Below are 23,703 nucleotides of genomic sequence, written 5' to 3'. Positions count from 1 at the left end.
CTACTGCCCCAGCCGTTCCAGCAGGGCAGGCACGTGGACCTGGTCTGCCTTGTAGTTGCCGGTCAGCGTGTACATCACGATGTTGACGCCGGAGCGGTAGGCCATCTCGCGTTGCAGATCGCCGCCGGGGGCCACCGGATAGAGCGGCCGGCCGTCGTCGCCCGTGGCCCACGCGCCGGCGAGGTCATTCGACGTGATCATGATCGCGGAAACGCCGTCGGCGTTGCGGGCGGGACGAGACACCTCGTCGGCGTTGCGCAGTGCCGCTTCCACCCAGAGCGGCCCGCCTTCCCACCGTCCCGGGAAATCCTGCAGCAGGTAGAACGCCTTGGTCAGGACGTGGTCGGCCGGGACCGGTTCCAGCTCAGGAATATCGAGTCCGCGCAGCAGCGTCCGCAGGCGCAGCATCCCGGGACCGGCGACGGAGCCGTCCGAGCCGGGGCGTGCCTCGAGCTCGTCGCGGGTGTCGAAGAGGATGGTGCCGCCCTGCTTCATGTAGGCGTCGATCTTGGCGAGCACCTCCGGCGCCGGCGGCTCGGCGTCGGAGTCGATCGGCCAGTACAGCAGCGGGAAGAAGGCGAGTTCGTCGGTGACGATGTCGACGCCGATCGGCGAATCCGGTTCGAGGGCGGTGCGCTCGGTCAGTACCGCCGTCAGTCCCTCCAGGCCGGCACGACTGGTCTCGTCGATTTCGGCGTTGCCGGTGCGTACGTAGGCAAGACGCGTCGTCAGCGTGGCTTCGAGCGCCATCCGGTCGGCCTGCGAGAGGCCCCCGGCCTCCGATTGCGCATGCGCCGGATTGTCGGCGGGCGCGCCGAGCACGGCGAGCGCGAGCAGGGCAGCAGTCGCGCCTTGCCGCATTCGCCTGACGTGCAGGCCTCGGCCGCTCAGCATCAAGACGGCGATGCCGTCGGCGATCAGCAGCAGAACCGCGGCCGCCAGCAGCCAAGGTCCGACTGAACGGGGCTCTGCTGCAGGATAGGTCGAAGCCGTCAGGCCTCCCGCTTCGAGCGCCGAAAAGGGGGTGCCCTCGTCCATGACATTCAGGCTGCGGAAGGCATCGGGTTCGCCATAGAGACCGGGAGGGTGCTCCCTTTCGGGCCGCGCATCGGCGAATTCCGCCGACGGGATCGGCCGCGCGTATGGCGGCGGGCTGCCGAGCAGGCCCGTGGCATCGAGTGTTCGAATCGGTCGCAGGATTCCTCCCGGCACGCCTCGCGAGGCTCCGGCGGTTTCTTCGGAGGCGCCCGCGAGGTCCACGATCCGCCGCAGCATCTCCACGAAGACGCCGCTGAGCGGCAGGTTGGACCAGGCCGCGTCGGCGGTCACGTGGAACAGCACGATCCAGCCGTTGCCATGCCGGATGGCGGTGACGAGCGGCGTGCCGTCCTCGAGGCTCGCCCAGGTCTTCTCCACCAGATCGATCGAAGGTTCGGCCAGGACCTGGCGCGTCACCCGGACATCGGGCGGCACCGGCAGTCCCGCAAACGGGCTGCCTTCGGGAAATGCCGCGAGGGGCTGCGGTTCGCTCCAGGACAGCGTGCCGCCAAGCGAACGGTCACCGCCGCGAAGTTCGACGGGGACGAGGGAGTCGGCGTCCGCCCCGGCGAGCCTGGGTCCGGCAAACCGGACGAGCACGCCGCCCGCGTCGACCCATTCGTCGATCTGCTCGTGGGCGTCGCCGATCAGGGTGCCGATATCGGCGAGGACGAGGATCGACACACGTTCCTGGATCAGGCGATCGATCGCGACCGCCAGGTTGGGGTCGGGGCTTTCGCGAAGGTCGGCAAACGGGGCGAGCGCGCGGGTGATATAGTAGAGCGGCGAGAGCAGCGGCTGGGCCCGTTCCCGCGTTTCACCCGACACGAGCCCGATGACGCGCCGGCGCCAGCGATCGTCGAGGAGCTGCACGCCTCCGGCCGTTTCCTCCTCGGCGATTTCGAGCCGGGCGATATCGTTGCGCAATTCGACAGGAAGATCGATTGCCGCTTCGGATCGGCCCGCTCCCTGCTCGAAAACGTAAGGGGTCTCGGAGATGACGCGCCCCTTCAGGTCGCGGGCGCGTATCGTCCCGCCGGACCGCGAATCGGCGTCGGCACGCAACACGCTGACCGTGAGGCTGCCGGTCTCGTTGACTGCCGGTCCAAGGGCGAGCGGAAGCTCGCCGGTCTCCGGCACGGCCACTTCCACCGTCTCCGCGCCGGCCGCCTCCAGGGCCGACGCGAATTCCTCTCCGTCGCCATATTCGAGGCCGTCCGACAGCCAGACCACTTCACCGATCGCATATCGTTCGACCGCCCCGGTCACGGACTGGCCGATGGCGGCCCGGTCCGGTTCGTGCGGCTGGACGGACAGACCGGCGAGCTTCTCGCGCGCGGCATCGGAGTCCACCGGTTCTCCGATCACGGCATCGGTGGCGGTGGCGACGAGAAGCGACGGCCTGCCATCGCGGCCGGCTTCGGCGAGAATCTCGTCGGCCGTTCCGGAAATCCGGGACCAATTGGGCGTGGCACCCCAGCCGTTGTCCACGACCACGAGTATCGGCCCGTCGCCGCCGGCGGTGACCGCCTGCGGATTGAGGATCGGCCGGGCCAGCGCGATGATCACCAGCGCGGCGATCAACATCCGCAGCAGCACCAGCCACCAGGGAGTCCTGGACTTGGCGTCTTCGCGCTGCTCGATTTCCAGCAGGATCCGCGTCGGCGGAAACGCCACGCGGACCGGACGGGGCGGCGTGAAGCGCAGAAGCCACCAGATTGCCGGCAGCAGCACCAGTGCCGTCAGCAGCCACGGCTGGGCAAACGCCAGGGGAAGGCCGGCAATCACGCGTCCGCCTCCGCGTCCTGCCGCGGTCGATTGCCCGAGCTTGCAGATGCCGCGCCGAAGCTCCGAGGATCGCCGCCGCCCGACAAACGGGCGTGCAGCGCCAGGATCGGCTCCTGGGCGGGTCGGTCGGTGTGATGGATGAGCTGGCTCCAGCCGATCCGGTCGGTCACGGCCTTCAGGCGCCTGCGGCGCGCCGCCATGCGGCCGAGGTAGGCCTCCCGTACCGTCTCGGCCCGGCCCGCGACGAATTCGAGGCCGCTTGCCGCGTCGTGGAATTCGGTGCGGCCCGCGAACGGGAACGACTCCTCGACAGGATCGAGAACCTGGGCCAGGTGTCCGTGGACCCGGCGGGCAGCGATGCCGGTCAGCGCCGGCTCGAGGTCGGAGAGCGGTTCGAGGAAGTCGCCGATGGCGATGAACTCGGAAAATCGCCCGAACGGCGCCGCGTCCGGCAGGGAATCGTCACTAACAGGTGCACGCGCAATCGCGACGGCGGCGCGCTCGAGGGCATGACGCTGTGCTGTCGGCCGCAACAATCCGACGATACCGACGCGCTCGCCGCCGCGGATCAGCAGATCGGTCAGGGCGAGGGCCATGACGACGGCCCGGTCGATCTTCCGGCAAGGCGCCAGGCTGGAACTGAAATACATGGACGGCGACCGGTCGATCCAGATCCAGACCGTGTGGGAGGCTTCCCATTCCTTCTCGCGAACATACAGCAGATCGTCGCGGGCGGAGCGGCGCCAGTCGACGCGCCGGGCCGGCTCGCCGGACTGGAACCGCCGGAACTGCCAGAAGGTCTCGCCGGGACCGGCCCGGCGGCGGCCGTGGATGCCATGGGCAACCGTGTTGGAGACGAGCCGCGCCTGCATCAGCAAGTCCGGCATCCGCGCCGACAGGGCCGATGCCTCACGTCCGAGATCCTTCGAATCCGGAGCAGTCAGAACCAGTTCCGGGCCGGCGACGGCCAAGGTGACCTAGCCCACTTTCTCGACGAAACGGGCGATGATCGACCCGACGTCGACGCCGTCAGCGCGGGCGGCGAAGGTGGTGGCCATACGATGCTGCAGCACGGGGCGGGCAAGGGCGACGACATCGTCCACCGATGGCGCGAGCCGTCCCTGGACCAGAGCCCGGGCGCGCACCGTCAGCATGAGCGCCTGACTGGCGCGCGGCCCCGGGCCCCAGGCGATCTGTGAATCGACAATCTCGTCGCCTTCGCCGGGCCTGGCCGCGCGAACCAGCCTGAGGATGGCGTCGACGACCGACTCGCCGACCGGCATCCGCCGCACCAGCCGCTGTGCGGCCATCAGTTCGTCAGCATCCATGACGCGCTTGATTGCCGCTTCGGCATCGCCGGTCGTCTCGAACAGCATCCGCCGCTCGGACTCCATGTCCGGATAGCCCACGTCGACCTGCATCAGGAACCGGTCGAGCTGGGCTTCCGGCAAGGGATAAGTGCCTTCCTGTTCCAGCGGGTTCTGGGTGGCAAGGACGTGGAAGGGGCGGGGCAGGTCGTGTCGGGCGCCGGCGACCGTGACGTGGTGCTCCTGCATTGCCTGCAACAGCGCCGACTGGGTGCGCGGGCTGGCGCGGTTGATCTCGTCGGCCATCAGCAGCTGAGAGAAGATCGGCCCCCGGATGAACCGGAACGACCTGCCGCCGCCCGGCGACTCCTCCAGCACTTCGGCGCCGAGAATGTCGGAGGGCATCAGGTCCGGCGTGAACTGGATGCGGCGGGCGTCGAGGCCGAGGACGGTGCCCATGGTCTCGACGAGCTTCGTCTTGGCGAGGCCCGGTACACCGACCAGCAGGGCATGGCCTCCGGCAAGCACAGTCACCAGTGCTTTCTCGACGACATCTTCCTGCCCGAAAATGACGGTGCCGATTGCTTCGCGGACAACCCTGAGGTGCGCCGCGGTGGCATCGGCGGCAGCTACGATATCCTCGTCGGGTCGGTCGGTGGCTTGGGTGGTCTGATTGATCGCGCTCATAGCCTCGACTATATGGCCCATTGGAGCCGGGCTGGAAGTGGAGTGTGCTCACAGCAGCGTGATTGTTTCGCCGCCGACGATATTCCGGTGCAAACGGTCATCAATTGCACGTTCTCTGCACAACAAACGATCTGGCCGGGGGAGATGGGCGAAACTATGACCTCACCATCGCGAGCCAAGACTCAAAATACTGCCGATTCGGATGCGCGGCCGGGATCCACGGCAATGGGCCTGGCCTCGCTGGAGGAAGCGGCGCGGGCGTCGGGCGGACGCGGAATTCCCCCCGTCGAGAAATGGAATCCGGAATTCTGCGGCGATCTGGACATGCGCATCGCCCGCGACGGCACCTGGTTCTACCTGGGTTCGCCGATCGGCCGGAAACGGCTGGTCAAGCTGTTCTCGTCGGTCCTTCGCAAGGACGACGACGGCAAGACCTACCTGGTCACGCCAGTCGAGAAGATCGGCATCACCGTCGACGACGCCCCCTTCCTGGCAGTCGAAATGGCTGTGGAAGGGGAGGGACGGCAGCGGCGCATCGGGTTCAGGACGAATGTCGACGATTACGTCGAGGTGGATCACGCCCACCCCCTTCGGTTCGAGGAGGAAGCAGGCTCCGACGGCCTGAAGCCGTACGTGCTGGTGCGCGGCCGTCTGGAGGCATTGGTGGCGCGCCCGGTGTTCTATGATCTGGTAGAACTCGGCGAAGAAGAGGTCGTGGACGGCCAGAAAATGTTCGGCATCCGAAGCGGCGGCGAGTTCTTTCCGATGGCTCCGGCGGCAACTCTGGCCGGGTCCAACTGAATCGGGCCTGATCGGCACGACCATGAATGCAATGAGCGGACAGATCGCGCAAATGGATGCATTGGCGAAATCGAAGGTGGGAAGTCCCACCCCTGCACTGTTCCTGCCGGACGCCTTCCGGGGACTTGCCAAGGAGCGACTGCGGCGGGCACCGCCCGAAGGCGATCTGAATGCCCACCTTCCGCCGGACGTCGGCGACCATGACCTGAACGCCGGCCTTCCGGTCGACGTGTTTCACAAGGGACCGCCGCGAAGAGCCGCCGTCCTGATCCCGGTGGTGGCGCACGAAGACGGCGCCACGGTCATCCTGACGCGCCGCACGGATCACCTGACAGCACACGCGGGGCAGGTGGCGTTTCCCGGGGGCAAGATCGAAGGCATCGATCCGACGCCGTTGGCCGCGGCGCTGCGTGAAACGGAGGAGGAGATCGGGCTGAAGCCCGATCAGGTCGAGCCGCTGGGCTACCTCGACCTGTACCAGACGGGGACCGGATTCCGTATCGTTCCGGTCGTCGGTATCGTCGAGCCGGGATACCAGCTGGATATCGATGACAACGAGGTGGCTGCGGTGTTCGAGGTGCCTCTGGTGTTTCTCATGACGCCCACCAATCACGAGCGGCGCAGCCGGGTCTTCCGCGGCCATGAGCGCCATTTCTACGCCATGCCCTACGATGGCAATCACATCTGGGGGGCGACGGCGGGGATCGTCCGCAACCTCTACAATCGGGTCTACAGATAATGGCACGAGTAGTGGCGCTGCAGCTCTTCCTGTTCCTGCTGCCGTTCGCGGGATACGCCATGTATCTCTACTTTTCGCGCCTCGACCCGATGCGCCGCGAATCCTGGGAGCGCAGTCCGATCTACTGGCTGGTGATCCTGGGCCTGGTGCTGACGATCATCGGTTTTCTGCTCACCGCCACCTTCACCGGCGCACCGCCCGAGGCGACGTACAAGCCGGCCGAATTGCGCGACGGACGGATCCAGCCCGGAAACATAGAGTGAGCGAGGCGACGCCGGTCCTCGACATCGACTGGGATACCGGCTGGCTGCGGGAACCGGCCCTGGTGAAGGTGATCGCCGCGCTGAACACGCACGGCGTCGAGACGCGGGTCGTCGGAGGCGCGGTACGCGACGCGATTCTGGGGCATCCCCGCGGCGATGTCGATCTTGCGACGACAGGATCGACGGATGAGGTCGACAGACTTGCGACTGCCGCCGGGCTGAAGGCCGTGCCGACGGGCGTCGCACACGGCACCATGACGGTCGTGTCGGACGGGCGCCCGTTCGAGGTCACGACGCTGCGCCACGATGTCGAAACGCACGGCAGGCACGCGACGGTGGCCTTCGGCGCCGCGTGGGAGGAGGATGCGCGCCGGCGCGACTTCACCATGAACGCGCTCTACGCGGATCGGGACGGGCGGCTCTACGACTGGGTCGGCGGCTACCCGGACCTGATGGCGAGGCGCGTGCGCTTCATCGGCGATCCGGAAGCCCGGATCCGTGAGGACTTCCTCAGAATCCTGCGGTTCTTCCGGTTCCACGCGCAGTTCGGCCACGGCGCACCGGACGCCGACGGTCTCGCCGCCGCGATCCGCCAGCGTCTGGGCGTGCTTGGCCTGTCCGGCGAACGACTCCGCCAGGAACTGCTGCGGCTGCTCGTTGCGCCCGGGGCCGCCGCGACGGTCGAGGTGATGGCCGATTGCGGCATCCTCGGCCTGGTAACCGGAGGAGTCGCCTATATCGGGAGCCTCGAACGGGAGGTGGCCGTCGAGGCGGCGGAGGCTTCCCCTCCCGATGCGCTCATGCGCCTTGCCGCAGTCGCGATAGCGATTCCCGAGGACGCGGAGCGGATTTCGGACCGGCTGCGGCTGTCGAATGCGCAACGCCACCGGCTTCAGGCCGCCGCCGCCGGCTGGTGGCATGTCGGACCGCACCTCAGCGAAGCCGTCCGCAAGGCCCTGCTCTATCGACAGGGCGCGCAGACCTACCGCGACCGCGCAACACTGGCTTTCGCCCGATCAGGAATGGCGGCCGACGATCCGGAGTGGCGGGCGCTGCGCGCGTTGCCCGATCGGTGGCCCGTGCCGCAGCTGCCGGTGAAGGGGGCCGATATCGTGGCGCTGGGAATCCCTGCAGGACCCGCGATCGGCGCGATCATCTCCCGTCTGGAGACGGAATGGATTGAGTCGGATTTTTCGCTGCGGCGCGACGAACTCCTCGCCCGGGCCGCCGCTGCCAATCAATAAGGTTCAGGGCCACTTCACTACAGGCGGCATGGAGGAGAGGATGGACTCGACATTGCCGCCCGTCTTCAGCCCGAACACCGTGCCGCGGTCGTAGAGCAGGTTGAACTCGACGTAACGCCCGCGCCGTATCAGTTGCTCCTCGCGATCCTCCGCCGTCCAGGGGCTGGCGAAATTGCGCCGGACCAGTGCCGGATAGATGTCCCGGAAGGCTTCTCCCACGGACCGCGTGAAGGCGAAATCGGCCTCCCAGTCGCCGGTGTCGACGTAGTCGTAGAAGATGCCGCCGACGCCGCGCGGCTCCTGGCGGTGGGCGAGCCAGAAATAGCGGTCGCACCAGTCCTTGTATTCCTGCCAGTCCCTGCCGTTCGCCTCGCATGCCGTCCGCATGGCCCGGTGAAACGCGTCCGTGTCCGGGTCTTCCTGCGTCCGGCGCCGGTCGAGCACCGGGGTGAGGTCGGCTCCGCCGCCGAACCACGCCCTGGTGGTCACCACTAAGCGCGTGTTCATGTGGACCGCCGGCACGTTGGGATTGTGCGGATGGGCGATCAGCGAGATGCCGCTGGCCCAGAAGCGCGGGTCATCGGATGCGCCTGGGATCTGGTCGCGGAACTCCGGGGCGAACTCGCCGTGAACCGTGGAACAGTGCACGCCGACCTTTTCGAACACGCGACCGTTCATGGTCGACATGACGCCGCCGCCGCCGTCCGTGCCGGTATGGTCCCTGCGTTGCCAGGGCTTGCGCGCGAACCGGCCCGCAGGCCGGTCGGACAGGAGCGTTCCGGCAGGGAGATCGTCCTCGATCGCCTCGAAGGCGGCGCAAATCCGGTCGCGCAGGGTCTCGAACCACTCGCGTGCTCTGGCCTTGCGGCTTTCCAGCGTGTCTTCGTTTGCAGGCATCGGCTCCTCCGCGCGCCGCTCCTACGCCAAACGTGACCAACCGGCAACACCGCGGCCCGTTCGGACGAACCGGGGGTGCAATTCGCCTGACCTTGCGGTATAGGAACGCCGTTCGCCGCCTGGTCCGAACCCCCGGACGGTGGCGATCATGCCAGCAACATCTCTGGAGACCAGAATGCTTATCGGCGTCATGCGACCGCATTGACGCACCGCTGACCGGCTACCGGGCCCCATTCGCGGCCCGCGCGCTCCGCTCTCGGTGTGTCCTTCTCACTTCCACCGATTGTCCGGAGCCCTCCGATGTTTGCCCTCTTCGAGTCCTTTGTCGATCCTCTTGCGAACGGCCGCCAGCAGCGACCGCCGAACCGGCTTGTCGCGTTCATGTGGCACTACGTGCAGCAGGCCTGGCCGGTCCTGACGCCGCTGCTGGTCGTTTCGGCCGGCGTCGCGCTGATCGAGGTCAGTCTGTTCAATTTCATCGGACAGATCGTCGACATACTGAAAGAGACGCCGCCCGATCGACTATTCGCCGATTACGGAACCACCTTCCTGTGGATGGCGGCGGTCGCGGTGCTCGTGCGACCGATCGCCAACGCGTTGCATCTGCTTCTGGTGCACCAGTCGGTCGAGCCGAGCCTGACCAACCTGATCCGCTGGCAGACGCATCGCTACCTGCTGCGGCAGAGCCTCGGCTTCTTTCAGAACGACTTCGCCGGCCGCCTCGCCAACCGGATCATCCAGACCGGACCGGCGCTGCGCGAGGCGGTGGTCAGCCTGATCGACGCGCTGTGGTACGTGACCGTCTACTCGGCCAGTGCGCTGTTCCTGTTCGCCGAAGCCGATATCTGGCTGGCGGTGCCGCTGATGGTGTGGATCGTCGCCTACGTCGTCATTCTCTGGCACTTCGTGCCGAAGGTGAAGCACCACGCGACGGTGATGTCGGACGCCCGCTCGATGCTGACGGGCCGCATCGTCGACAGCTACACCAACATCATGACGGTGAAGCTGTTCGCCCACGCCGAACGCGAGGACGAGTACGCCCGCGAGGCGATCGTCGACCACACCGGAAAGTTCCGGGCGATGATGCGCCAGATCACGGCGATGAACCTCGCTCTGGTGATCATCAACGGCCTGCTCATCGCCACGACGCTCGGAATGGGCCTGTGGCTGTGGCAGGGCAGCGCGATCACCATCGGTGCGGTGGCGCTCGCTGCCGGCCTGGTCATGCGCATCAACGCGATGTCGGGCTGGATCATGTGGGTGGTGACGGGGATCTTCGAGAACCTCGGCACGGTCGCCGAAGGCATGGAGTCGATCTCGCGGCCCTACGCGGTGGTGGACGCACCGGGGGCCGGCGAACTCGTCGTCGACCGCGGCGGCATCACCTTCGAGCGGGTGTCGTTCCACTATGGCCGCACCGGCGGCGTGATCGACGACCTGTCGCTGAGCGTGCGGCCCGGCGAGCGGGTCGGCCTTGTCGGACGCTCGGGCGCCGGCAAGTCGACGCTGGTCAACCTGCTGCTCAGGTTCCACGACGTGGAATCCGGCCGTGTGCTGATCGACGGCCAGGATATCGCGGCGGTGAGCCAGGAAAGCCTGCGCGGGGCGATCGGCGTGGTGACGCAGGACACCTCGCTGCTGCACCGCTCGGTGCGCGACAACGTCCGCTACGGCGCGCCCGAGGCGGACGACGCGGCGATCTGGGCGGCGCTGAGACGGTCCCATTCGGACGGGTTCGTGCCGGATCTCGTCGATCTCCACGGCCGGCGCGGTCTCGACGCCCATGTCGGGGAGAGGGGCGTGAAGCTGTCCGGCGGGCAGCGCCAGCGGATCGCGATCGCCCGGGTCCTCCTCAAGGACGCGCCGATCCTGGTCCTCGACGAGGCGACCTCGGCGCTCGACTCGGAAATCGAGGCGGCGATCCAGGAGGACCTGGAGGCGCTGATGGACGGCAAGACGGTGATCGCGATCGCCCACCGGCTCTCCACCATCGCCCGGATGGACCGGCTGGTGGTGATGGAGGCCGGCCGTATCGTCGAGACCGGCAGCCATGCCGAGCTGATCGCCAGAGGCGGCATCTACGCCCGCCTGTGGCAGCGCCAGTCGGGCGGCTTCCTCGGCGAAATGGAGCCGGAGGTCGCCTGACGGCCTCGTCACGAAGCCCGGCCGGCGGTCGCAGGACCGCCGGCCGGAAATCCTCCCGTCTGCCGCAGCGCCTCGCCCAGCACCATCGCAGCGGCGACGGCGACGTTCAGGGATCGCAGCCCGCGCTTCATGGGGACGGCGATTCGGGCATCCGCCGCCTCATGCACCTTGTCGGGGACGCCGGAACTCTCCCGCCCAACCAGCAGCGTATCCGTGGGGCGGAAGTGGAAATCGGCGTAGGAAACCGTCGATCTCGTGGTCAACAGCACCATCCGCCGGTCCTCTGAGGTCAATTCGCGCGCGAAATCGGCGAAAGACACGTGACGGACCAGCGACACCTGATCGAGATAGTCCATGCCGGCGCGGCGAAACGCCCGCTCCGAGACGGGAAATCCAGCCGGTTCGATGATCTCGACGGTGACGTCGAGGCAGGCGCCCAGACGCATCAGCGTGCCCGCATTTTGCGGGATATCCGGCTGGTAGAGGGCAAGTCGGATCAATGGGAAACGGCCTTTTCTGGAAACATTCGCGACAATTGGACACCTCCCCCCCGGGTGCGCTGGACAACTTCGGTCAAGAGTGCAAAAAGGATGCCCGTTCGCCCACCCGGCGAGCGCTCCCGGTTGCGGCTACCGGGCGGCTTTGACAAGCCCGAGCAGCCGGACGATCGGGCGGCAGTCCGCAATACGATATCGGGGATTTGGACGTGGCGCACGCCCATACGGACACTCAAGAACCCACGCGCAGGGATTTCCTCTACATCGCAACGGGAGCAGTCACGGCGGTCGGCGCCGTAGCCGTTGCCTGGCCGTTCATCGACCAGATGAACCCGGATGCGAGCGTCCAGGCGCTGGCGTCGATCGAGGTCGACATCAGTTCCATCGAAGTGGGCCAGAGCCTCACCGTGATGTGGCGCGGCAAGCCGGTCTTCATCCGGCACCGTACCGAGCAGGAGATCGAGGAGGCCGAGGCCTTCCCGGTCGAGGACCTGCCGGATCCGCTGGCGCGCAACGCGAACCTGCCGGCCGAGGACACGGCGACCGACGCAAACCGCGCGCACGGCCGGGGCGAGTCGCGGCCGGAATGGCTGCTGATGGTCGGCGTCTGCACGCACCTGGGCTGCGTCCCGCTCGGTGAGCAGGGCGACTATGACGGATGGTTCTGTCCGTGCCACGGATCGCACTACGATTCGGCCGGCCGGATCCGCAAGGGGCCGGCGCCGCGCAATCTCGACGTGCCGGTCTACGAATTCGTTTCCGACACGCTTGTTCGCGTCGGCTAGGTCCGGGGGGCAGAAGCAGAAGACGATGAGCGGGCACTCGACCATTCATTACAAGAATCCCGTGGTGCGCTGGATCGACACGAGGCTGCCGATCATCAGCACCATGCAGTCCAACGCGGTGGATTACCCCACGCCGAAGAACCTGAACTACTTCTGGACCTTCGGCGGGATCCTGACGCTGTTCCTGGGCATCCAGATCATCACCGGCATCGTCCTTGCGATGCACTACACGGCGCAGGTCGACATGGCCTTCAACAGCGTCGAGCAGATCATGCGCGACGTGAACTACGGCTGGCTGCTGCGCTACATGCACGCCAACGGCGCCTCGTTCTTCTTCATCGCCGTCTACATCCACATCTTCCGCGGGCTGTACTACGGCTCCTACAAGGCGCCGCGCGAGCTGCTGTGGATGATCGGTGTCGTGATCCTGCTGATCATGATGGCGACCGCCTTCATGGGCTACGTGCTGCCGTGGGGCCAGATGAGCTTCTGGGGCGCGACGGTGATCACCAACCTGTTCAGCGCCATCCCCTTGGTCGGTACGCCGATCGTGGAATGGCTGTGGGGCGGCTTCGCGGTCGGCAATCCGACGCTCAACCGGTTCTACGCGCTGCACTACCTGCTGCCGTTCGTGCTCGCGGCCGTGGTGTTCCTGCATATCTGGGCGCTGCACGTGCCGGGCAACAACAACCCGACCGGCGTCGAGGTGAAGTCGGACAAGGATACCGTACCGTTCCACCCGTACTACACCGTGAAGGACTTCTTCGCGATCATCGTGTTTCTGGTGTTCTACGCGGCGTTCGTGTTCTACATGCCGAACTATCTCGGCCATACCGACAACTACATTCCCGCGAACCCGCTGGTGACGCCCGCCCACATCGTGCCCGAATGGTACTTCCTGCCCTTCTACGCGATCCTGCGGGCGATTCCCGACAAGCTCGGCGGCGTCATCGCAATGTTCGGTGCTATTGCTGTGCTGTTCATCCTGCCGTGGCTCGATACGTCGCGGGTCAAGTCGGCGGCCTTCCGGCCCCTGTACCGGCAGTTCTTCTGGATCCTGGTGATCGTCTGCATCGGCCTCGGCTACCTCGGCGCCAAGCCTCCGGAGGGCGGCTACGTCATCGCCTCGCGGATCCTCACGGCCTACTACTTCCTCCACTTCCTGGTGATCCTGCCGCTGCTCGGCATATTCGAGCGGACCAAGCCCTTGCCCGCGTCGATCTCCGAATCGGTGCTGGCCAAGCACGGGCACGGCGGCGGCGCGTCTGCGGCGGCGGCTGCGGCGTCCGCTCCGGAGAGCAGAGGTTGAGGGCGGGGGAAGATCGATGACAAAGACCAAGATCGACATCATGAGCCTCGCGCACGTTTCCGCCTCTGCCGTCGTGGGCGCGGTTATTTTCGCGGCCGCTGTCATGCCAGCGGGTGCGGCGGGGGAGCAGCGCGAACTGAAGGAGGTGAACTTCACGTTCGAGGGGCCGTTCGGAACCTTCGACCGGGGCCAACTCCAGCGTGGCTACAAGGTCTACGAGCAGGTCTGTTCCGGCTGCCATTCGCTCGACCTGCTGTCTTTCCGCAACCTGGCCGAGGAGGGCGGACCCGGCTTCAGTCCGGCACAGGCGCGCGTGCTTGCCGCCGAATTCCCGCGCCAGGTTCTCGATGGCCCCGATGCCTTCGGCGACATGTTCGAGCGCCCCGGCAAGCCTTCCGACCGCTTCCCGCCTCCGTTCGTCAACGAGGCGGCAGCGCGGGCTTCCAACAGCGGGGCCTATCCTCCCGACTTTTCCGTGCTGGCCAAGGCCCGGGAAGGTGGTGCCGACTACATCTATTCGCTGCTCACCGGCTACGAGGAGCCCCCGGCACACGAAGAGATCCGGGAAGGCATGTACTACAACCCGTACTTCCCCGGCCACCAGATCGCGATGGCGCCGCCGTTGTCCGACGATGTCGTGGAATATACCGACGGCGCGCCGATGACGGTCGATCAGTATTCCAAGGACGTGGCATCCTTCATGATGTGGGCGGCCGAGCCGAAGCTCGAGGAGCGCAAGCGGATCGGCTTCCAGGTCATGGTGTTCCTGATCGTGCTGGCCGGTCTTCTGTACTTCACCAAGCAGAAGCTCTGGCGCAACATCGATCATTGAGGCTTCGTCAGTCCGCCGTTGCAGGCGATAAAGGGGCCGGCTTCCGGCCCCTTTTTTGTATCTGCGGCTTTTCGAGGGTGGGAGTTCGCCCTACGCTGCAGCGGCATGGCGGAAAGGGAGGGGGTCGTCCATGGGTCTCGTATTTCCTGTAATCCTCGGCTCTGTCCGGTCCGAACGCCAGGGTATCAAGGCTGCGCGCTATATCGTCGGCAAACTGGAAGCGCGTGGTCACGAGGTCGTCCTGGTCGATCCGCTCGAGAAGCAACTTCCTCTCCTCGACCGCATGTACAAGGAATATTCCAAGGGAGAGGCGCCGCCTGTTCTCGAGGAGCTTGCCGCCCTCTACCGCCGGGCGGACGGCTTCGTGATCGTCACGGCCGAGTACAATCAAAGCGTGCCGCCGGCGCTGAAGAACCTGTTGGACCACTTCCTGGAGGAGTATTTCTGGCGCCCGTCGACGATCGTGTCCTATTCGGCCGGCCGTTTCGGAGGCGTGCGCGCGGCCGTGACGCTCAGGACCGTCCTGGCCGAACTCGGCATGCCGAGCCTGCCGTCCGTCCTGGCGATTCCGTCGATCGGAAAGGCCCTGGCCGACGACGGCACGCCGAGCGAAGGCTGGATCGACAAGGCCGCTGACCGGTTCATCGACGAATTCGAATGGTACGCCGAAGCCCTTGCCGCAAAGCGCGCCGAAGGCCCGCTGCCATACTGATTTGCCTTTTAATTGCAGTGGGCTGACGGGCTGCTCGCGGTTGCGATCGCTCGCGCGGATCCTCGCCGGTGCTGTCCCTGTTGCTGCCGGCACGATTTGCCAACGCCGGTGAAGTGATCGTCACGGCCCTGTCATCTGCGATACGCTCTATGTCCGGACGACAACGGAAAGGTCGAAACCCGCTGTCACCTGCATCGGGAGGGCGGATCGATGGCGGATCAATTGCAGACGTCAGCAGCTACAGGTGGGACGTCGCGCATCGGTGACGTGGTGCCTCTGGGGGAGGCCATCCGGGCCTGGGGGCGCATCGCGGCGATGAGTTTCGGCGGTCCGGCGGGTCAGATCGCCCTGATGCACCAGGTGCTCGTCGAGGAAAAGCGCTGGATCGGCGACACGCGGTTCCTGCATGCGCTGAATTTCTGCATGCTGCTGCCCGGTCCGGAGGCCCAGCAACTCGCCATCTACATCGGCTGGCTGCTCAACCGCACGCTCGGCGGCATCATCGCCGGCGTGCTGTTCGTGTTGCCGGGCGCTCTTTCGATCCTCGCGCTGAGCATGATCTATGCCGTCTACGGCGAACTAGCCCCGATCGAGGCGCTGTTCTTCGGCCTGAAGGCGGCGGTGCTCGCGATCGTGCTGCAGGCGGTCGTCAGGATCGGCCGGCGCGCCTTGAGGAACGGTACCATGATGGCGATCGCGGCTGCTTCGCTGGTTGCGATCTACGGCTTCGATGTTCCGTTTCCGGTGATCGTCGCCGCTGCGGGTCTGATCGGCTATGTCGGCGGCCGCATGGGCGTCGGCTCCTTCAGCGCCGGTGGCGGACACGGGCAGGTCGGCCAGCACGTGGAGGACGCCGACACCGTACTGGGACTGGATGTCCCTGCCCACGCGAAGGCCGACCGTGGCTGGAGCCTGCGCATCGCCGCCACGTTCCTGGTGCTGTGGCTCGTGCCGCCTGCGGCTCTGCTCGCCCTGCTCGGCGCGGACAACGTATTTACCGAGATCGCGACCTTCTTCTCGATGCTGGCGGTGGTCACCTTCGGCGGCGCCTATGCGGTCCTTGCATGGGTGGCACAGGCCGCCGTGCAGACGTTCGGATGGCTTGCCCCCGGCGAGATGCTCGATGGCCTGGGCCTTGCGGAAACGACGCCGGGACCGCTGATCATGGTCACACAGTTCGTCGGCTTCCTGGCTGCGTTCCGCGAAGCGACGGGACTGCCGCCGCTGCTTGCCGGGACTCTCGGCGCACTGCTCACGACCTGGGTGACCTTCACCCCCTGTTTTCTCTGGATCTTCCTCGGCGCGCCGTATGTCGAGCGGCTGCGCGGCAACCGCGCCCTGTCGGCCGCGCTGGCAACCATCACCGCCGCGGTCGTCGGTGTCATCCTCAACCTGTCGATCTGGTTCTCGCTGCATGTCCTGTTCGGCGAGGTGACGACCTTTCGCGGATTCGGCCTGTCGCTCGACCTGCCTGTGCCCGATACGCTCGATCCGGTTGCCGCCCTCCTGACCGTCGCCGCGATCGTCGCGGTGTTCGTGCTGCGGCTCGGCATGGGCTGGGTACTCGCCGGTGCGGCGCTGGCAGGTGTCCTGCTGTGGTCCGCCGGCCTGTAGGGGGCTCGTCAGCGCGGCTTTCGGCCCGGTTTGCTGGCACTGCTGCTCGAGTGCGGTACTCTTCGGGCTGATTCGCCAAGTCGGTGTCCAGCAAGGAAGGAATGTCATGTCCGATCATAGGATCCGGACCGGATTGCGGTTTCTCGTATGGCTCTGGTTCATCTGCGTTGCAGCAACACTTCCGTCAGGCCAGACGTTCGCCCAGGACCAGGGCGAACCGGCGGCGGAACAGCCGGCGCAGGTCCAGGCGTCTCCGGACTCCGCCGCCTCGCCATCGAATTCCATCAGGGTCGGCCTCTACCTGAGCCCGCCCTTCGTCATGCGGGACGGCGACGGGTACGCCGGCATGGCATTCGACCTGTGGGAGTCGGTCACCGAAGGTCTGGGGATCGAATCCGAATATGTCGTCGCGCCGACCGTGCGGGATCTGGTCGACATGGCCGCCGAAGGCGAGGTGGATGCCGCCGTCACCAATCTGACCATCAACAAGCGGCGGGCGGAGCGGATCGACTTTACGCAGCCCTGGTTCGATGCGGGCCTGCGCATCATGATCGACGAAAACCAGGGCGCCGGCTTCTGGGCGATGGTACAGGGCCTCCGCGATGCCGGCTTTCTGCGCGCCTATGCATGGATTGCCTTCGTCATCGTCGTAGCGACGATCCTGCTGACGATATTCGATCGCAGGTTCGATACGAGCTTCCCCACCCGCTGGCGGGACGGTGTCGCGGAAAGCTTCTATACGGTGATGTCCGTGGCGACGACCGGCCGGATGTCGCGCAAGAACCTGTTCGGCTGGATCGGGCGCATCTGGTCGGCGCTGTGGCTGGTGTGCGGCGTGGCGGTGCTGGCATACGTCACCTCGACGGTGACGAGCGTGATGACGACAATCGCCCTGACCAACCAGATCAGGAACGCCGACGACCTCTACGGCAAGACGATCGGCGTCCTGGCCGGAGGCACGGCGGAAGAGTTTGCCGAAGAGAATGGTATCGCGGTGAGTTCGTATGCCGACATCGACGAGGCTGTCTCCGCGCTTCTGCGGGGCCGGATCGATGCCGTGGTCGGGGACGCGCCGAATCTCGAGTATTATGCCTTCACCAATCCGGAAGATCCGGTTCGCGTGGTCGGACCGATATTCCAGCCCGAGAAGTACGGGTTTGGCGTGTCACAGAAGTCCGAACTCACGCGGGCCGTGACGCTGCAGATCCTCGATGCTTTCGAAGGCAACGAAGTCGAGGAATTTCGGGCAAGATACCTTGGTGAAAGGCCGGGCAACTAGCAGCCGGCCGCAGGCCTGGGGCAGGGGAAAGCGCATGGCGAAATCGAGACTGGGCGTCATCGGCGGGTCGGGACTCTACGATCTGCCGGGATTGGCCAATCCGCGCTGGGAACATGTTCCCACACCATGGGGGGAGCCGTCCGACCTCCTGCATTTCGGTGAGCTCGACGGGCTGGAGATGGTGTTCCTGCCGCGGCACGGGCGCGGCCACCGGATCCCACCGACCGAGATCGACTACCGGGCCAATATCGACGCCTTGAAACGGGTCGGCGTCACCGACGTTGTCTCGATCTCCGCCTGCGGCTCGTTTCGCGACGAACTCAGTCCGGGCACCTTCGTGCTGGTCGACCAGTTCATCGACCGGACCTTCGCCCGCGAAAAGAGCTTCTTCGGAACCGGCTGCGTGGCCCATGTGTCGTTTGCCCATCCGGTCAGCCCCGGCCTGGCCGATCTGGTCGAGGCGGCAGCGCAAGCCGAAGACATACCCGTCCGGCGGGGCGGTACCTACCTGGTCATGGAGGGACCGCAATTCTCGACGCTCGCCGAATCGCACCTCTACCGGTCCTGGGGCTGCGATGTCATCGGCATGACGAACATGCCCGAGGCCAAGCTCGCCCGCGAAGCCGAACTCTGCTACGCGACGGTGGCGATGGTCACCGACTACGACTGCTGGCATCCCGACCACGGCGACGTCGACGTTCCCTCCATCCTTAGGACCGTGGCGGACAACGGCGAGAAGGCGCGCCGTCTGATCGCCCGCCTGGCGCGAGATTTTCCCCGCGAGCACCCGCCGTGCCCGATCGGGTCCGACCTGGCGCTCGAAACGGCAATCATCACGCCGCCCGACGCCCGCGATCCGGACCTTCTGAAGAAGCTGGACGCGGTGGCCGGGCGGGTGTTGGGGGTCTGAGGGCCGGCGCTCAGAAGTTGCCGAAACCGCGCATCATCATGCCCATGCCTCCGAATAGGCCCCCCAGCACGAACATGACGAGCGACAGGATCAGCGAGACGATGATGGCGGCGGGAATGGCGGCCAGTCCCCATTTGATGAAGATGACGACGAGACGGGCGAAGGGGATTTCGATGTCGGTGAGCGTCACGCGGGTACCGGGTTCCATTCCTGCCTCCTGAGTCGAACGGGTGATGAAGCGTCGTTCGATACATGTCACGAATGCAAGCACAGGATCAGCGGAAGGACAGGCGACGGTGAACGAGCCTATCAATACCCGGGCCGGGCTCAACCTGCGCGGACTCATCCGGACGATCCCGGACTATCCGAAGCCCGGCATCATGTTCCGGGACATCACGACGCTGCTCGCCGACCGGGCAGGACTGCGCGCGGCCATCGACGAACTGATCTGGCCGTTTCTCGGCGCGGATATCGTCCATGTGGTCGGTATCGAGGCGCGCGGCTTCATCCTGGGGGGCGCCGTCGCGCACGAACTGGGGCTCGGCTTCATCCCAATCCGCAAGAAGGGCAAGCTGCCGTACAAGACGATCGGCCAGGACTACGAGCTCGAGTACGGCGTCGACACGGTGGAGATCCATGCCGACGCCATCCAGCCCGGCGACCGGGTGCTGCTCGTCGATGACCTGGTGGCGACCGGCGGCACGGCCGATGCGGCCATTGATCTGATCCGCAAGTCCGGCGGCGAGGTCGTCGCGGCCTGCTTCATCATCGATCTGCCGGATCTCGGCGGCGCCGCCCGGCTGCGCGGCAAGGGCGTCACGGTGCATACGCTCGTCGGCTTCGAGGGCGAGTAGGGCCGCTCCCGGCGGCCCGCCGCACCGCGACGGATTTCTGCGGCAATTTCGTCAGATAGAATGAAGAGAACGTGCTCTTGACCGGCTCGCCGGCAGTTCGCTAATTGTTGCGAAAGACAAGATACCGTTCTCTTGTACGAAACGAACAGGGAGATCATGGCGAATTCCGCACCGCGCCCTCCGGCATCCGAGTTTCGCAAACGCTTCCTCGCCCGCCAAACCGTCGTCGGCACCTTCATTAAGACGCCGGCGCCCCAGACGATCGAAGTCCTTGGCGACATGGGCTTCGACTTCGTCGTGATCGACGGCGAGCACGCGCCGTTCGACCGGACCACGACGGGCTACGGCCTGCTGGCGGCGCGCGCCTCGGGGACCGCGGGCATCGTTCGCGTCCCGGATGCCACCGCCTCGACCATCCTGTCGGTCCTCGACGACGGGGCGACCGGCGTGCTGGTGCCGCATGTGTCGTCGGTCGAGACGGCGCAGGACGTGGTCGCCGCCTGCCGCTATCGCGGCGGCAAGCGCGGCTTCGCCAATACCACGCGGGCGGGCCGCTACGGCGCCATGGGGTTCGCCGAGCATACCGAGGCGCAGGATTCCGGCGTGACGGTGATCGCGATGATTGAGGACCCGGAGGCGCTCGACGTGATCGACGACATCGTCGCCGTCGATGGCATCGACGGCTTCTTCGTCGGTCGCGGCGATCTCACCGCGGCGTTCCAGGCGCCCGGTATGGACGCACCGGTGGTGCGGCAGGCGGCGGAGAAGATCATCAAGGCGGTGACGGCGGCCGGCAAGACGGTCTGCATCATGGTCGGCGGCAAGGCGGAGGCCGAGGACTTCGCCTCGCTCGGCGCCAGCGCCTTCATCGTCTCGTCCGATCACGGTTTCATGCGGCAGGCCGCGGGCAAGGCACTCGCGGACATGGCGGAACTGAACAGATAACGAATTCGGCGCGGTCCCCGGGCCGCACCAGGCAAAAGCGAAGGGAGACGGTAATGAACGCAGCAGTTCGCGAGGCAACCCAGGCGAGGCACTATGCGCAGCCGCCGCAGATCACCGACGAGGAGGGCAGCCGCACCTGGCTGACCCGCGGCGCGAATTTCCTCGTGGCCGTCTCCCAGGTTTCGGAGGAAGCGGTCCTGGCCCGCGACGACAATCCGGACGAGTACGTCCTGATCCTGCCGCGCGGTGTCGCCGCCACCGTCACCGCCGGCAACGACCAGGTCGAGGCCGGCGAGTACTCCGTCACCATCATCCCGCCGGGACCCAGTTCCATCACCTTCAAGAACGGCGGGTGCGTGGCCCGCGTGTTCTCGAAGGAGGCGGAGGACCTTTGCGCGAAGGCGATCAATGCCGACCTGTATTCGGACGGCGCGCCGGAATGCGCCCCGCTGGAGCCCTGGCCGATGCCGGAAGGCGGGTACAAGCTTCGCCACTACCCGCTCGACGAGTACGAGATGGGCGACAGCGCGGCGATGCCCTCGCGCCTGTTCCGCAGCCGCAGCCTGATGATCAACATGTTCGAACCGTTCGACGAGCCGCGCGACACCGAAAAGCTGTCGCCGCACTGGCACGACGATTTCGAGCAGGGGTCATTGGTGCTGGACGGCACCTACATGCACCACCTGCGCTATCCCTGGACGAAGAAGATGTCCGAGTGGCGCGAAGACGACCACGGCGAGTACGGCGCACCCTCGGTGCTGATCATTCCCGCAGGACTGATCCACACCTCGCGGAAGATCAGCTACGGCCCGATGCTGTTCGTCGATATCTTCTCGCCGCCGCGCATCGACTTCTCCAAGAAGCCGGGCATCGTCCTCAATGCCGACGAATATCCGATGCCGCCCGAGAACTGAGCATCTGAACTCCCTCCCGCAGCCGACTGGCACGGCGGCGACAACGGTCGCCGCCGTTCTTTTGTCCTGACCGGAGTTCCGGTGGCTATTCCGGGCGGCGGCCCATGAAGAAACGGCCGTTGAACGTCATCACCGGCTCGTCGTCCTGGTTGGTGCCTTCGGCGAGGTAGGTCAGCAGCCCCCATTCCGGCCGCGAGTTGGTCTCGCGCTTCTCGACGAACGTCCATCTGTAGGAAATCGTGTCGCCGACGAAGACCGGCTTCGGCCATTTGAGGTCGAAAATGCCGGGGGACGGGCCGAACCTCGGGATCGGGCCGCCGGCTGCCCTTGCCTCGGCGATGAGACGCTCGGAGGCTTCGACGTTCAGCCGCATCCAGGTGCAGACCGTATGCCATCCGCTCGCGCACAGGTCGCCGAACAGGCTGTCCTTCGCGGCGACCGGATCGGTATGAAACGGCTGGGGGTCCCATCGCCTGGCAAAGGCGATGATTTCCTCGGCGGCGAAGGTATGGCGCCCGAGTTCGGCGCCGTCGCCAAGTTCCACGTCCTCGAAATAGGTCACGAGCCCGCCTCCGCAGTCTCGCGGCGGCGGAACATGATGGGATTGTCCATCGTCATGATGGTCTCCCCGTTCTGGTTTATCGTCTCGAACTTGAAATGGACGATCCCGATACCGGGCCGGCTCTTCGACGTACGGGCGCTCATCACCTCGTAGCGCATCGTCAGCTCGTCGCCCGGCCGGAGCGGTTTCAACCACCGGATTTCGTTGACGCCCGGCGATCCGGCGGATGTCGAGCCGAGCAGAAAGCCATCGCACATGCCGCGCATCAGCAGGCAGACCATGTGCCAGCCCGACCCCGTCAGTCCTCCCAGGATGCTCGCCTTGCCTGCCTCCTCGTCGAGGTGCATCGGCTGCGGATCCCAGTCGGTTGCGAAGTCGATGATGTCGTCCTCGGTGACGGTAACATGGTGAAACTCCACCACATCGCCGGGAGTGAAATCCTCGAAGGCCTTGTTGCTCATCGACATCCCTCCGCCCTGACTACGCCGCGAAGCGGAAATGCATCACATCGCCGTCCTGGACGACGTAGTCTTTGCCTTCGAGACGCATCTTGCCCGCTTCCTTTGCACCGGCCTCGCCGCCCAGCCGCACGAAATCGTCGTAGGAGATCGTCTCGGCGCGGATGAAGCCCTTCTCGAAATCGGTGTGGATCTCGCCGGCAGCCTGCGGCGCCCGGGCGCCGCGATGGACCGTCCAGGCGCGGGCCTCCTTGGGCCCGACGGTGAAGAAGGTGACGAGGTCCAAAAGCCCGTATCCGGCGCGGATCAGCCGGTTCAGGCCCGGTTCCTCGAGCTCCAGCGTCTCCAGGAACTCCGCGCGCTCTGCCGACGGCAGCAAGGCTATTTCCGCCTCGATCTTTGCGGAGATGACCACGCAGGCAGCATTCTCGGCAGCGGCGCGCGCCTCGACGGTCTTCGACAGCTCGTTGCCGGTGGCCGCCGATCCCTCGTCCACGTTGCACACGTAGAGCACCGGCTTGGACGTCAGAAGGTTCAATGCATCGAAGGCCTTGCGCTCCTCGTCCTTCAACTCGATGAGCCGGGCCGGCCGGCCCTCACGCAGGACGGCCAGCGAGCGGTTGACCAGATCGAACGCGAGTCTGGCTTCCTTGTCGTTGGCCCGGATGCGCTTTTCGAGGGCGGGAATCCGCTTCTCCAGACTGTCCAGGTCGGCGAGCATCAGCTCGGTCTCGATCGTCTCGGCGTCGGCGATCGGGTCGATGCGCCCCTCGACATGGGTCACGTCGCCATCCTCGAAACAGCGGACGACGAAGGCGATGGCATCGACTTCGCGGATGTGTCCGAGGAACTGGTTGCCGAGGCCCTCGCCCTTCGATGCGCCGCGCACGAGGCCGGCAATGTCGACGAAGGTCAGTCGCGTCGGGATGATCTCGGCGGACTTTGCTATCCGCGACAGTTCCGTCAGGCGCGGGTCCGGGACGGCGACCTCGCCGACATTCGGCTCGATGGTGCAGAACGGATAGTTCTCCGCCTGCGCGGCCGCCGTCTGCGTGAGGGCATTGAAGAGTGTCGACTTGCCGACGTTCGGTAGTCCGACGATACCGCACCTGAAGCCCATCCG

The 23,703-nt window shown here is 66.1% G+C and carries 24 protein-coding genes; 15 read left to right on the top strand and 9 right to left on the bottom strand.

Annotation, left to right across the window (positions count from 1 at the left end):
- The 3 genes from V3328_RS12280 to V3328_RS12270 are packed head-to-tail and all read right to left on the bottom strand — an operon-like array spanning position 1 to position 4,820.
- Positions 1-2,826 carry a DUF4159 domain-containing protein gene (locus tag V3328_RS12280; RefSeq protein WP_340329948.1) on the bottom strand — a complete coding sequence of 942 codons (2,826 nt, stop codon included), beginning with the start codon at positions 2,824-2,826 and terminating at the stop codon, positions 1-3.
- Entirely contained in the window at positions 2,823-3,797 is a 975-nt protein-coding gene (locus V3328_RS12275) for a DUF58 domain-containing protein (RefSeq protein ID WP_340329947.1), read from the bottom strand. The genes V3328_RS12280 and V3328_RS12275 overlap by 4 nt, the downstream gene beginning before the upstream one ends.
- 6 nt (positions 3,798-3,803) lie before the next feature.
- The gene (locus V3328_RS12270) at positions 3,804-4,820 is read right to left on the bottom strand and encodes an AAA family ATPase (RefSeq protein ID WP_340329946.1); all 1,017 of its coding nucleotides are present in this window, start codon (positions 4,818-4,820) and stop codon (positions 3,804-3,806) included.
- A gap of 225 nt (positions 4,821-5,045) precedes the next feature.
- On the opposite strand from V3328_RS12270, the gene V3328_RS12265 reads away from it, so the two are divergent.
- The 4 genes from V3328_RS12265 to V3328_RS12250 are packed head-to-tail and all read left to right on the top strand — an operon-like array spanning position 5,046 to position 7,867.
- Positions 5,046-5,621, top strand: a complete 576-nt coding sequence (locus tag V3328_RS12265; protein ID WP_340330059.1) for a DUF1285 domain-containing protein — start codon at positions 5,046-5,048, stop codon at positions 5,619-5,621.
- A gap of 31 nt (positions 5,622-5,652) precedes the next feature.
- Positions 5,653-6,360 carry a CoA pyrophosphatase gene (locus V3328_RS12260; RefSeq protein ID WP_340329945.1) on the top strand — a complete coding sequence of 236 codons (708 nt, stop codon included), beginning with the start codon at positions 5,653-5,655 and terminating at the stop codon, positions 6,358-6,360.
- Positions 6,360-6,623, top strand: coding sequence for a DUF6111 family protein (locus V3328_RS12255; protein ID WP_340329944.1), 264 nt, complete (start codon positions 6,360-6,362; stop codon positions 6,621-6,623). Before V3328_RS12260 ends, V3328_RS12255 begins: the two co-directional genes overlap by 1 nt.
- The gene (locus V3328_RS12250) at positions 6,620-7,867 is read left to right on the top strand and encodes a CCA tRNA nucleotidyltransferase (protein ID WP_340329943.1); all 1,248 of its coding nucleotides are present in this window, start codon (positions 6,620-6,622) and stop codon (positions 7,865-7,867) included. Before V3328_RS12255 ends, V3328_RS12250 begins: the two co-directional genes overlap by 4 nt.
- Before the next feature lie 3 nt (positions 7,868-7,870).
- Here the strand turns inward: V3328_RS12250 and hemF are convergent, their stop codons facing one another.
- Positions 7,871-8,764: an oxygen-dependent coproporphyrinogen oxidase gene (gene hemF, locus V3328_RS12245; protein WP_340329942.1), complete on the bottom strand. Its 894-nt coding sequence runs from the start codon at positions 8,762-8,764 to the stop codon at positions 7,871-7,873.
- 300 nt (positions 8,765-9,064) lie between these two features.
- On the opposite strand from hemF, the gene V3328_RS12240 reads away from it, so the two are divergent.
- Complete coding sequence (locus tag V3328_RS12240) at positions 9,065-10,909, top strand: ABC transporter ATP-binding protein (RefSeq protein WP_340329941.1); 1,845 nt, start codon at positions 9,065-9,067, stop codon at positions 10,907-10,909.
- A gap of 8 nt (positions 10,910-10,917) precedes the next feature.
- Here V3328_RS12240 and V3328_RS12235 read toward each other — a convergent pair whose 3' ends face one another.
- Positions 10,918-11,409: a tRNA (cytidine(34)-2'-O)-methyltransferase gene (locus tag V3328_RS12235; protein ID WP_340329940.1), complete on the bottom strand. Its 492-nt coding sequence runs from the start codon at positions 11,407-11,409 to the stop codon at positions 10,918-10,920.
- Between the two features lie 206 nt (positions 11,410-11,615).
- Here V3328_RS12235 and petA point away from each other — a divergent pair, with 206 nt between their 5' ends.
- The 7 genes from petA (at position 11,616) to V3328_RS12200 (ending at position 18,847) form a co-directional block, all read left to right on the top strand.
- Positions 11,616-12,191 (top strand): ubiquinol-cytochrome c reductase iron-sulfur subunit, encoded by a 576-nt coding sequence (gene petA / locus V3328_RS12230; RefSeq protein WP_340329939.1) that lies wholly within the window; start codon positions 11,616-11,618, stop codon positions 12,189-12,191.
- 25 nt (positions 12,192-12,216) lie between these two features.
- Positions 12,217-13,500, top strand: coding sequence for a cytochrome b (locus V3328_RS12225; RefSeq protein WP_340329938.1), 1,284 nt, complete (start codon positions 12,217-12,219; stop codon positions 13,498-13,500).
- A 16-nt stretch (positions 13,501-13,516) separates the two neighbouring features.
- Positions 13,517-14,332 (top strand): cytochrome c1, encoded by an 816-nt coding sequence (locus V3328_RS12220; protein ID WP_340329937.1) that lies wholly within the window; start codon positions 13,517-13,519, stop codon positions 14,330-14,332.
- A gap of 130 nt (positions 14,333-14,462) precedes the next feature.
- Positions 14,463-15,044 carry an NADPH-dependent FMN reductase gene (locus V3328_RS12215; protein ID WP_340329936.1) on the top strand — a complete coding sequence of 194 codons (582 nt, stop codon included), beginning with the start codon at positions 14,463-14,465 and terminating at the stop codon, positions 15,042-15,044.
- A gap of 210 nt (positions 15,045-15,254) precedes the next feature.
- Complete coding sequence (gene chrA, locus V3328_RS12210) at positions 15,255-16,658, top strand: chromate efflux transporter (protein ID WP_340329935.1); 1,404 nt, start codon at positions 15,255-15,257, stop codon at positions 16,656-16,658.
- Positions 16,659-16,764: 106 nt separating this feature from the next.
- Entirely contained in the window at positions 16,765-17,937 is a 1,173-nt protein-coding gene (locus V3328_RS12205) for a transporter substrate-binding domain-containing protein (RefSeq protein ID WP_340329934.1), read from the top strand.
- A gap of 34 nt (positions 17,938-17,971) precedes the next feature.
- Positions 17,972-18,847 carry an S-methyl-5'-thioadenosine phosphorylase gene (locus V3328_RS12200; RefSeq protein WP_340329933.1) on the top strand — a complete coding sequence of 292 codons (876 nt, stop codon included), beginning with the start codon at positions 17,972-17,974 and terminating at the stop codon, positions 18,845-18,847.
- Between the two features lie 10 nt (positions 18,848-18,857).
- Here the strand turns inward: V3328_RS12200 and V3328_RS12195 are convergent, their stop codons facing one another.
- Entirely contained in the window at positions 18,858-19,055 is a 198-nt protein-coding gene (locus tag V3328_RS12195; RefSeq protein ID WP_340329932.1) for a hypothetical protein, read from the bottom strand.
- 100 nt (positions 19,056-19,155) lie between these two features.
- Here V3328_RS12195 and V3328_RS12190 point away from each other — a divergent pair, with 100 nt between their 5' ends.
- The 3 genes from V3328_RS12190 to V3328_RS12180 all read left to right on the top strand — a co-directional run bounded on the left by V3328_RS12190 (position 19,156) and on the right by V3328_RS12180 (position 21,560).
- Positions 19,156-19,701: an adenine phosphoribosyltransferase gene (locus tag V3328_RS12190; protein WP_340330058.1), complete on the top strand. Its 546-nt coding sequence runs from the start codon at positions 19,156-19,158 to the stop codon at positions 19,699-19,701.
- A gap of 156 nt (positions 19,702-19,857) precedes the next feature.
- Complete coding sequence (locus tag V3328_RS12185; RefSeq protein WP_340329931.1) at positions 19,858-20,646, top strand: HpcH/HpaI aldolase family protein; 789 nt, start codon at positions 19,858-19,860, stop codon at positions 20,644-20,646.
- Between the two features lie 53 nt (positions 20,647-20,699).
- Positions 20,700-21,560, top strand: coding sequence for a cupin domain-containing protein (locus V3328_RS12180; protein WP_340329930.1), 861 nt, complete (start codon positions 20,700-20,702; stop codon positions 21,558-21,560).
- A gap of 85 nt (positions 21,561-21,645) precedes the next feature.
- Here V3328_RS12180 and V3328_RS12175 read toward each other — a convergent pair whose 3' ends face one another.
- From V3328_RS12175 to ychF, 3 genes are read right to left on the bottom strand one after another with little or no spacing between them, the layout of a single operon-like run.
- Positions 21,646-22,122, bottom strand: coding sequence for a MaoC family dehydratase (locus tag V3328_RS12175; RefSeq protein ID WP_340329929.1), 477 nt, complete (start codon positions 22,120-22,122; stop codon positions 21,646-21,648).
- Positions 22,119-22,583: a MaoC family dehydratase gene (locus tag V3328_RS12170; RefSeq protein ID WP_340329928.1), complete on the bottom strand. Its 465-nt coding sequence runs from the start codon at positions 22,581-22,583 to the stop codon at positions 22,119-22,121. The genes V3328_RS12175 and V3328_RS12170 overlap by 4 nt, the downstream gene beginning before the upstream one ends.
- 19 nt (positions 22,584-22,602) lie before the next feature.
- A complete protein-coding gene (ychF, locus tag V3328_RS12165; RefSeq protein ID WP_340329927.1) occupies positions 22,603-23,700 on the bottom strand; it encodes a redox-regulated ATPase YchF in 1,098 nt (365 codons plus the stop codon).
- Positions 23,701-23,703: the final 3 nt, after the last annotated feature.

The sequence above is a fragment of the Microbaculum marinum genome, assembly GCF_037855135.1.
In the GTDB taxonomy this organism is placed as follows: domain Bacteria; phylum Pseudomonadota; class Alphaproteobacteria; order Rhizobiales; family Tepidamorphaceae; genus Microbaculum; species Microbaculum marinum.
Note: the sequence above shows the minus strand (reverse complement) of the source record. Positions and strands in the feature narration are given on the sequence as shown.

Excerpts from the sequence above, each read along its gene's own strand:
- V3328_RS12270 (WP_340329946.1), bottom strand. The coding sequence starts at position 4,820 with ATGAGCGCGATCAATCAGACCACCCAAGCCACCGACCGACCCGACGAG.
- V3328_RS12265 (WP_340330059.1), top strand. The coding sequence starts at position 5,046 with ATGGGCCTGGCCTCGCTGGAGGAAGCGGCGCGGGCGTCGGGCGGACGC.
- V3328_RS12260 (WP_340329945.1), top strand. The coding sequence starts at position 5,653 with ATGAGCGGACAGATCGCGCAAATGGATGCATTGGCGAAATCGAAGGTG.
- V3328_RS12255 (WP_340329944.1), top strand. The coding sequence starts at position 6,360 with ATGGCACGAGTAGTGGCGCTGCAGCTCTTCCTGTTCCTGCTGCCGTTC.
- hemF (WP_340329942.1), bottom strand. The coding sequence starts at position 8,764 with ATGCCTGCAAACGAAGACACGCTGGAAAGCCGCAAGGCCAGAGCACGC.
- V3328_RS12240 (WP_340329941.1), top strand. The coding sequence starts at position 9,065 with ATGTTTGCCCTCTTCGAGTCCTTTGTCGATCCTCTTGCGAACGGCCGC.
- V3328_RS12225 (WP_340329938.1), top strand. The coding sequence starts at position 12,217 with ATGAGCGGGCACTCGACCATTCATTACAAGAATCCCGTGGTGCGCTGG.
- V3328_RS12220 (WP_340329937.1), top strand. The coding sequence starts at position 13,517 with ATGACAAAGACCAAGATCGACATCATGAGCCTCGCGCACGTTTCCGCC.
- V3328_RS12215 (WP_340329936.1), top strand. The coding sequence starts at position 14,463 with ATGGGTCTCGTATTTCCTGTAATCCTCGGCTCTGTCCGGTCCGAACGC.
- chrA (WP_340329935.1), top strand. The coding sequence starts at position 15,255 with ATGGCGGATCAATTGCAGACGTCAGCAGCTACAGGTGGGACGTCGCGC.
- V3328_RS12205 (WP_340329934.1), top strand. The coding sequence starts at position 16,765 with ATGTCCGATCATAGGATCCGGACCGGATTGCGGTTTCTCGTATGGCTC.
- V3328_RS12200 (WP_340329933.1), top strand. The coding sequence starts at position 17,972 with ATGGCGAAATCGAGACTGGGCGTCATCGGCGGGTCGGGACTCTACGAT.
- V3328_RS12195 (WP_340329932.1), bottom strand. The coding sequence starts at position 19,055 with ATGGAACCCGGTACCCGCGTGACGCTCACCGACATCGAAATCCCCTTC.
- V3328_RS12185 (WP_340329931.1), top strand. The coding sequence starts at position 19,858 with ATGGCGAATTCCGCACCGCGCCCTCCGGCATCCGAGTTTCGCAAACGC.
- V3328_RS12180 (WP_340329930.1), top strand. The coding sequence starts at position 20,700 with ATGAACGCAGCAGTTCGCGAGGCAACCCAGGCGAGGCACTATGCGCAG.
- V3328_RS12170 (WP_340329928.1), bottom strand. The coding sequence starts at position 22,583 with ATGAGCAACAAGGCCTTCGAGGATTTCACTCCCGGCGATGTGGTGGAG.
- ychF (WP_340329927.1), bottom strand. The coding sequence starts at position 23,700 with ATGGGCTTCAGGTGCGGTATCGTCGGACTACCGAACGTCGGCAAGTCG.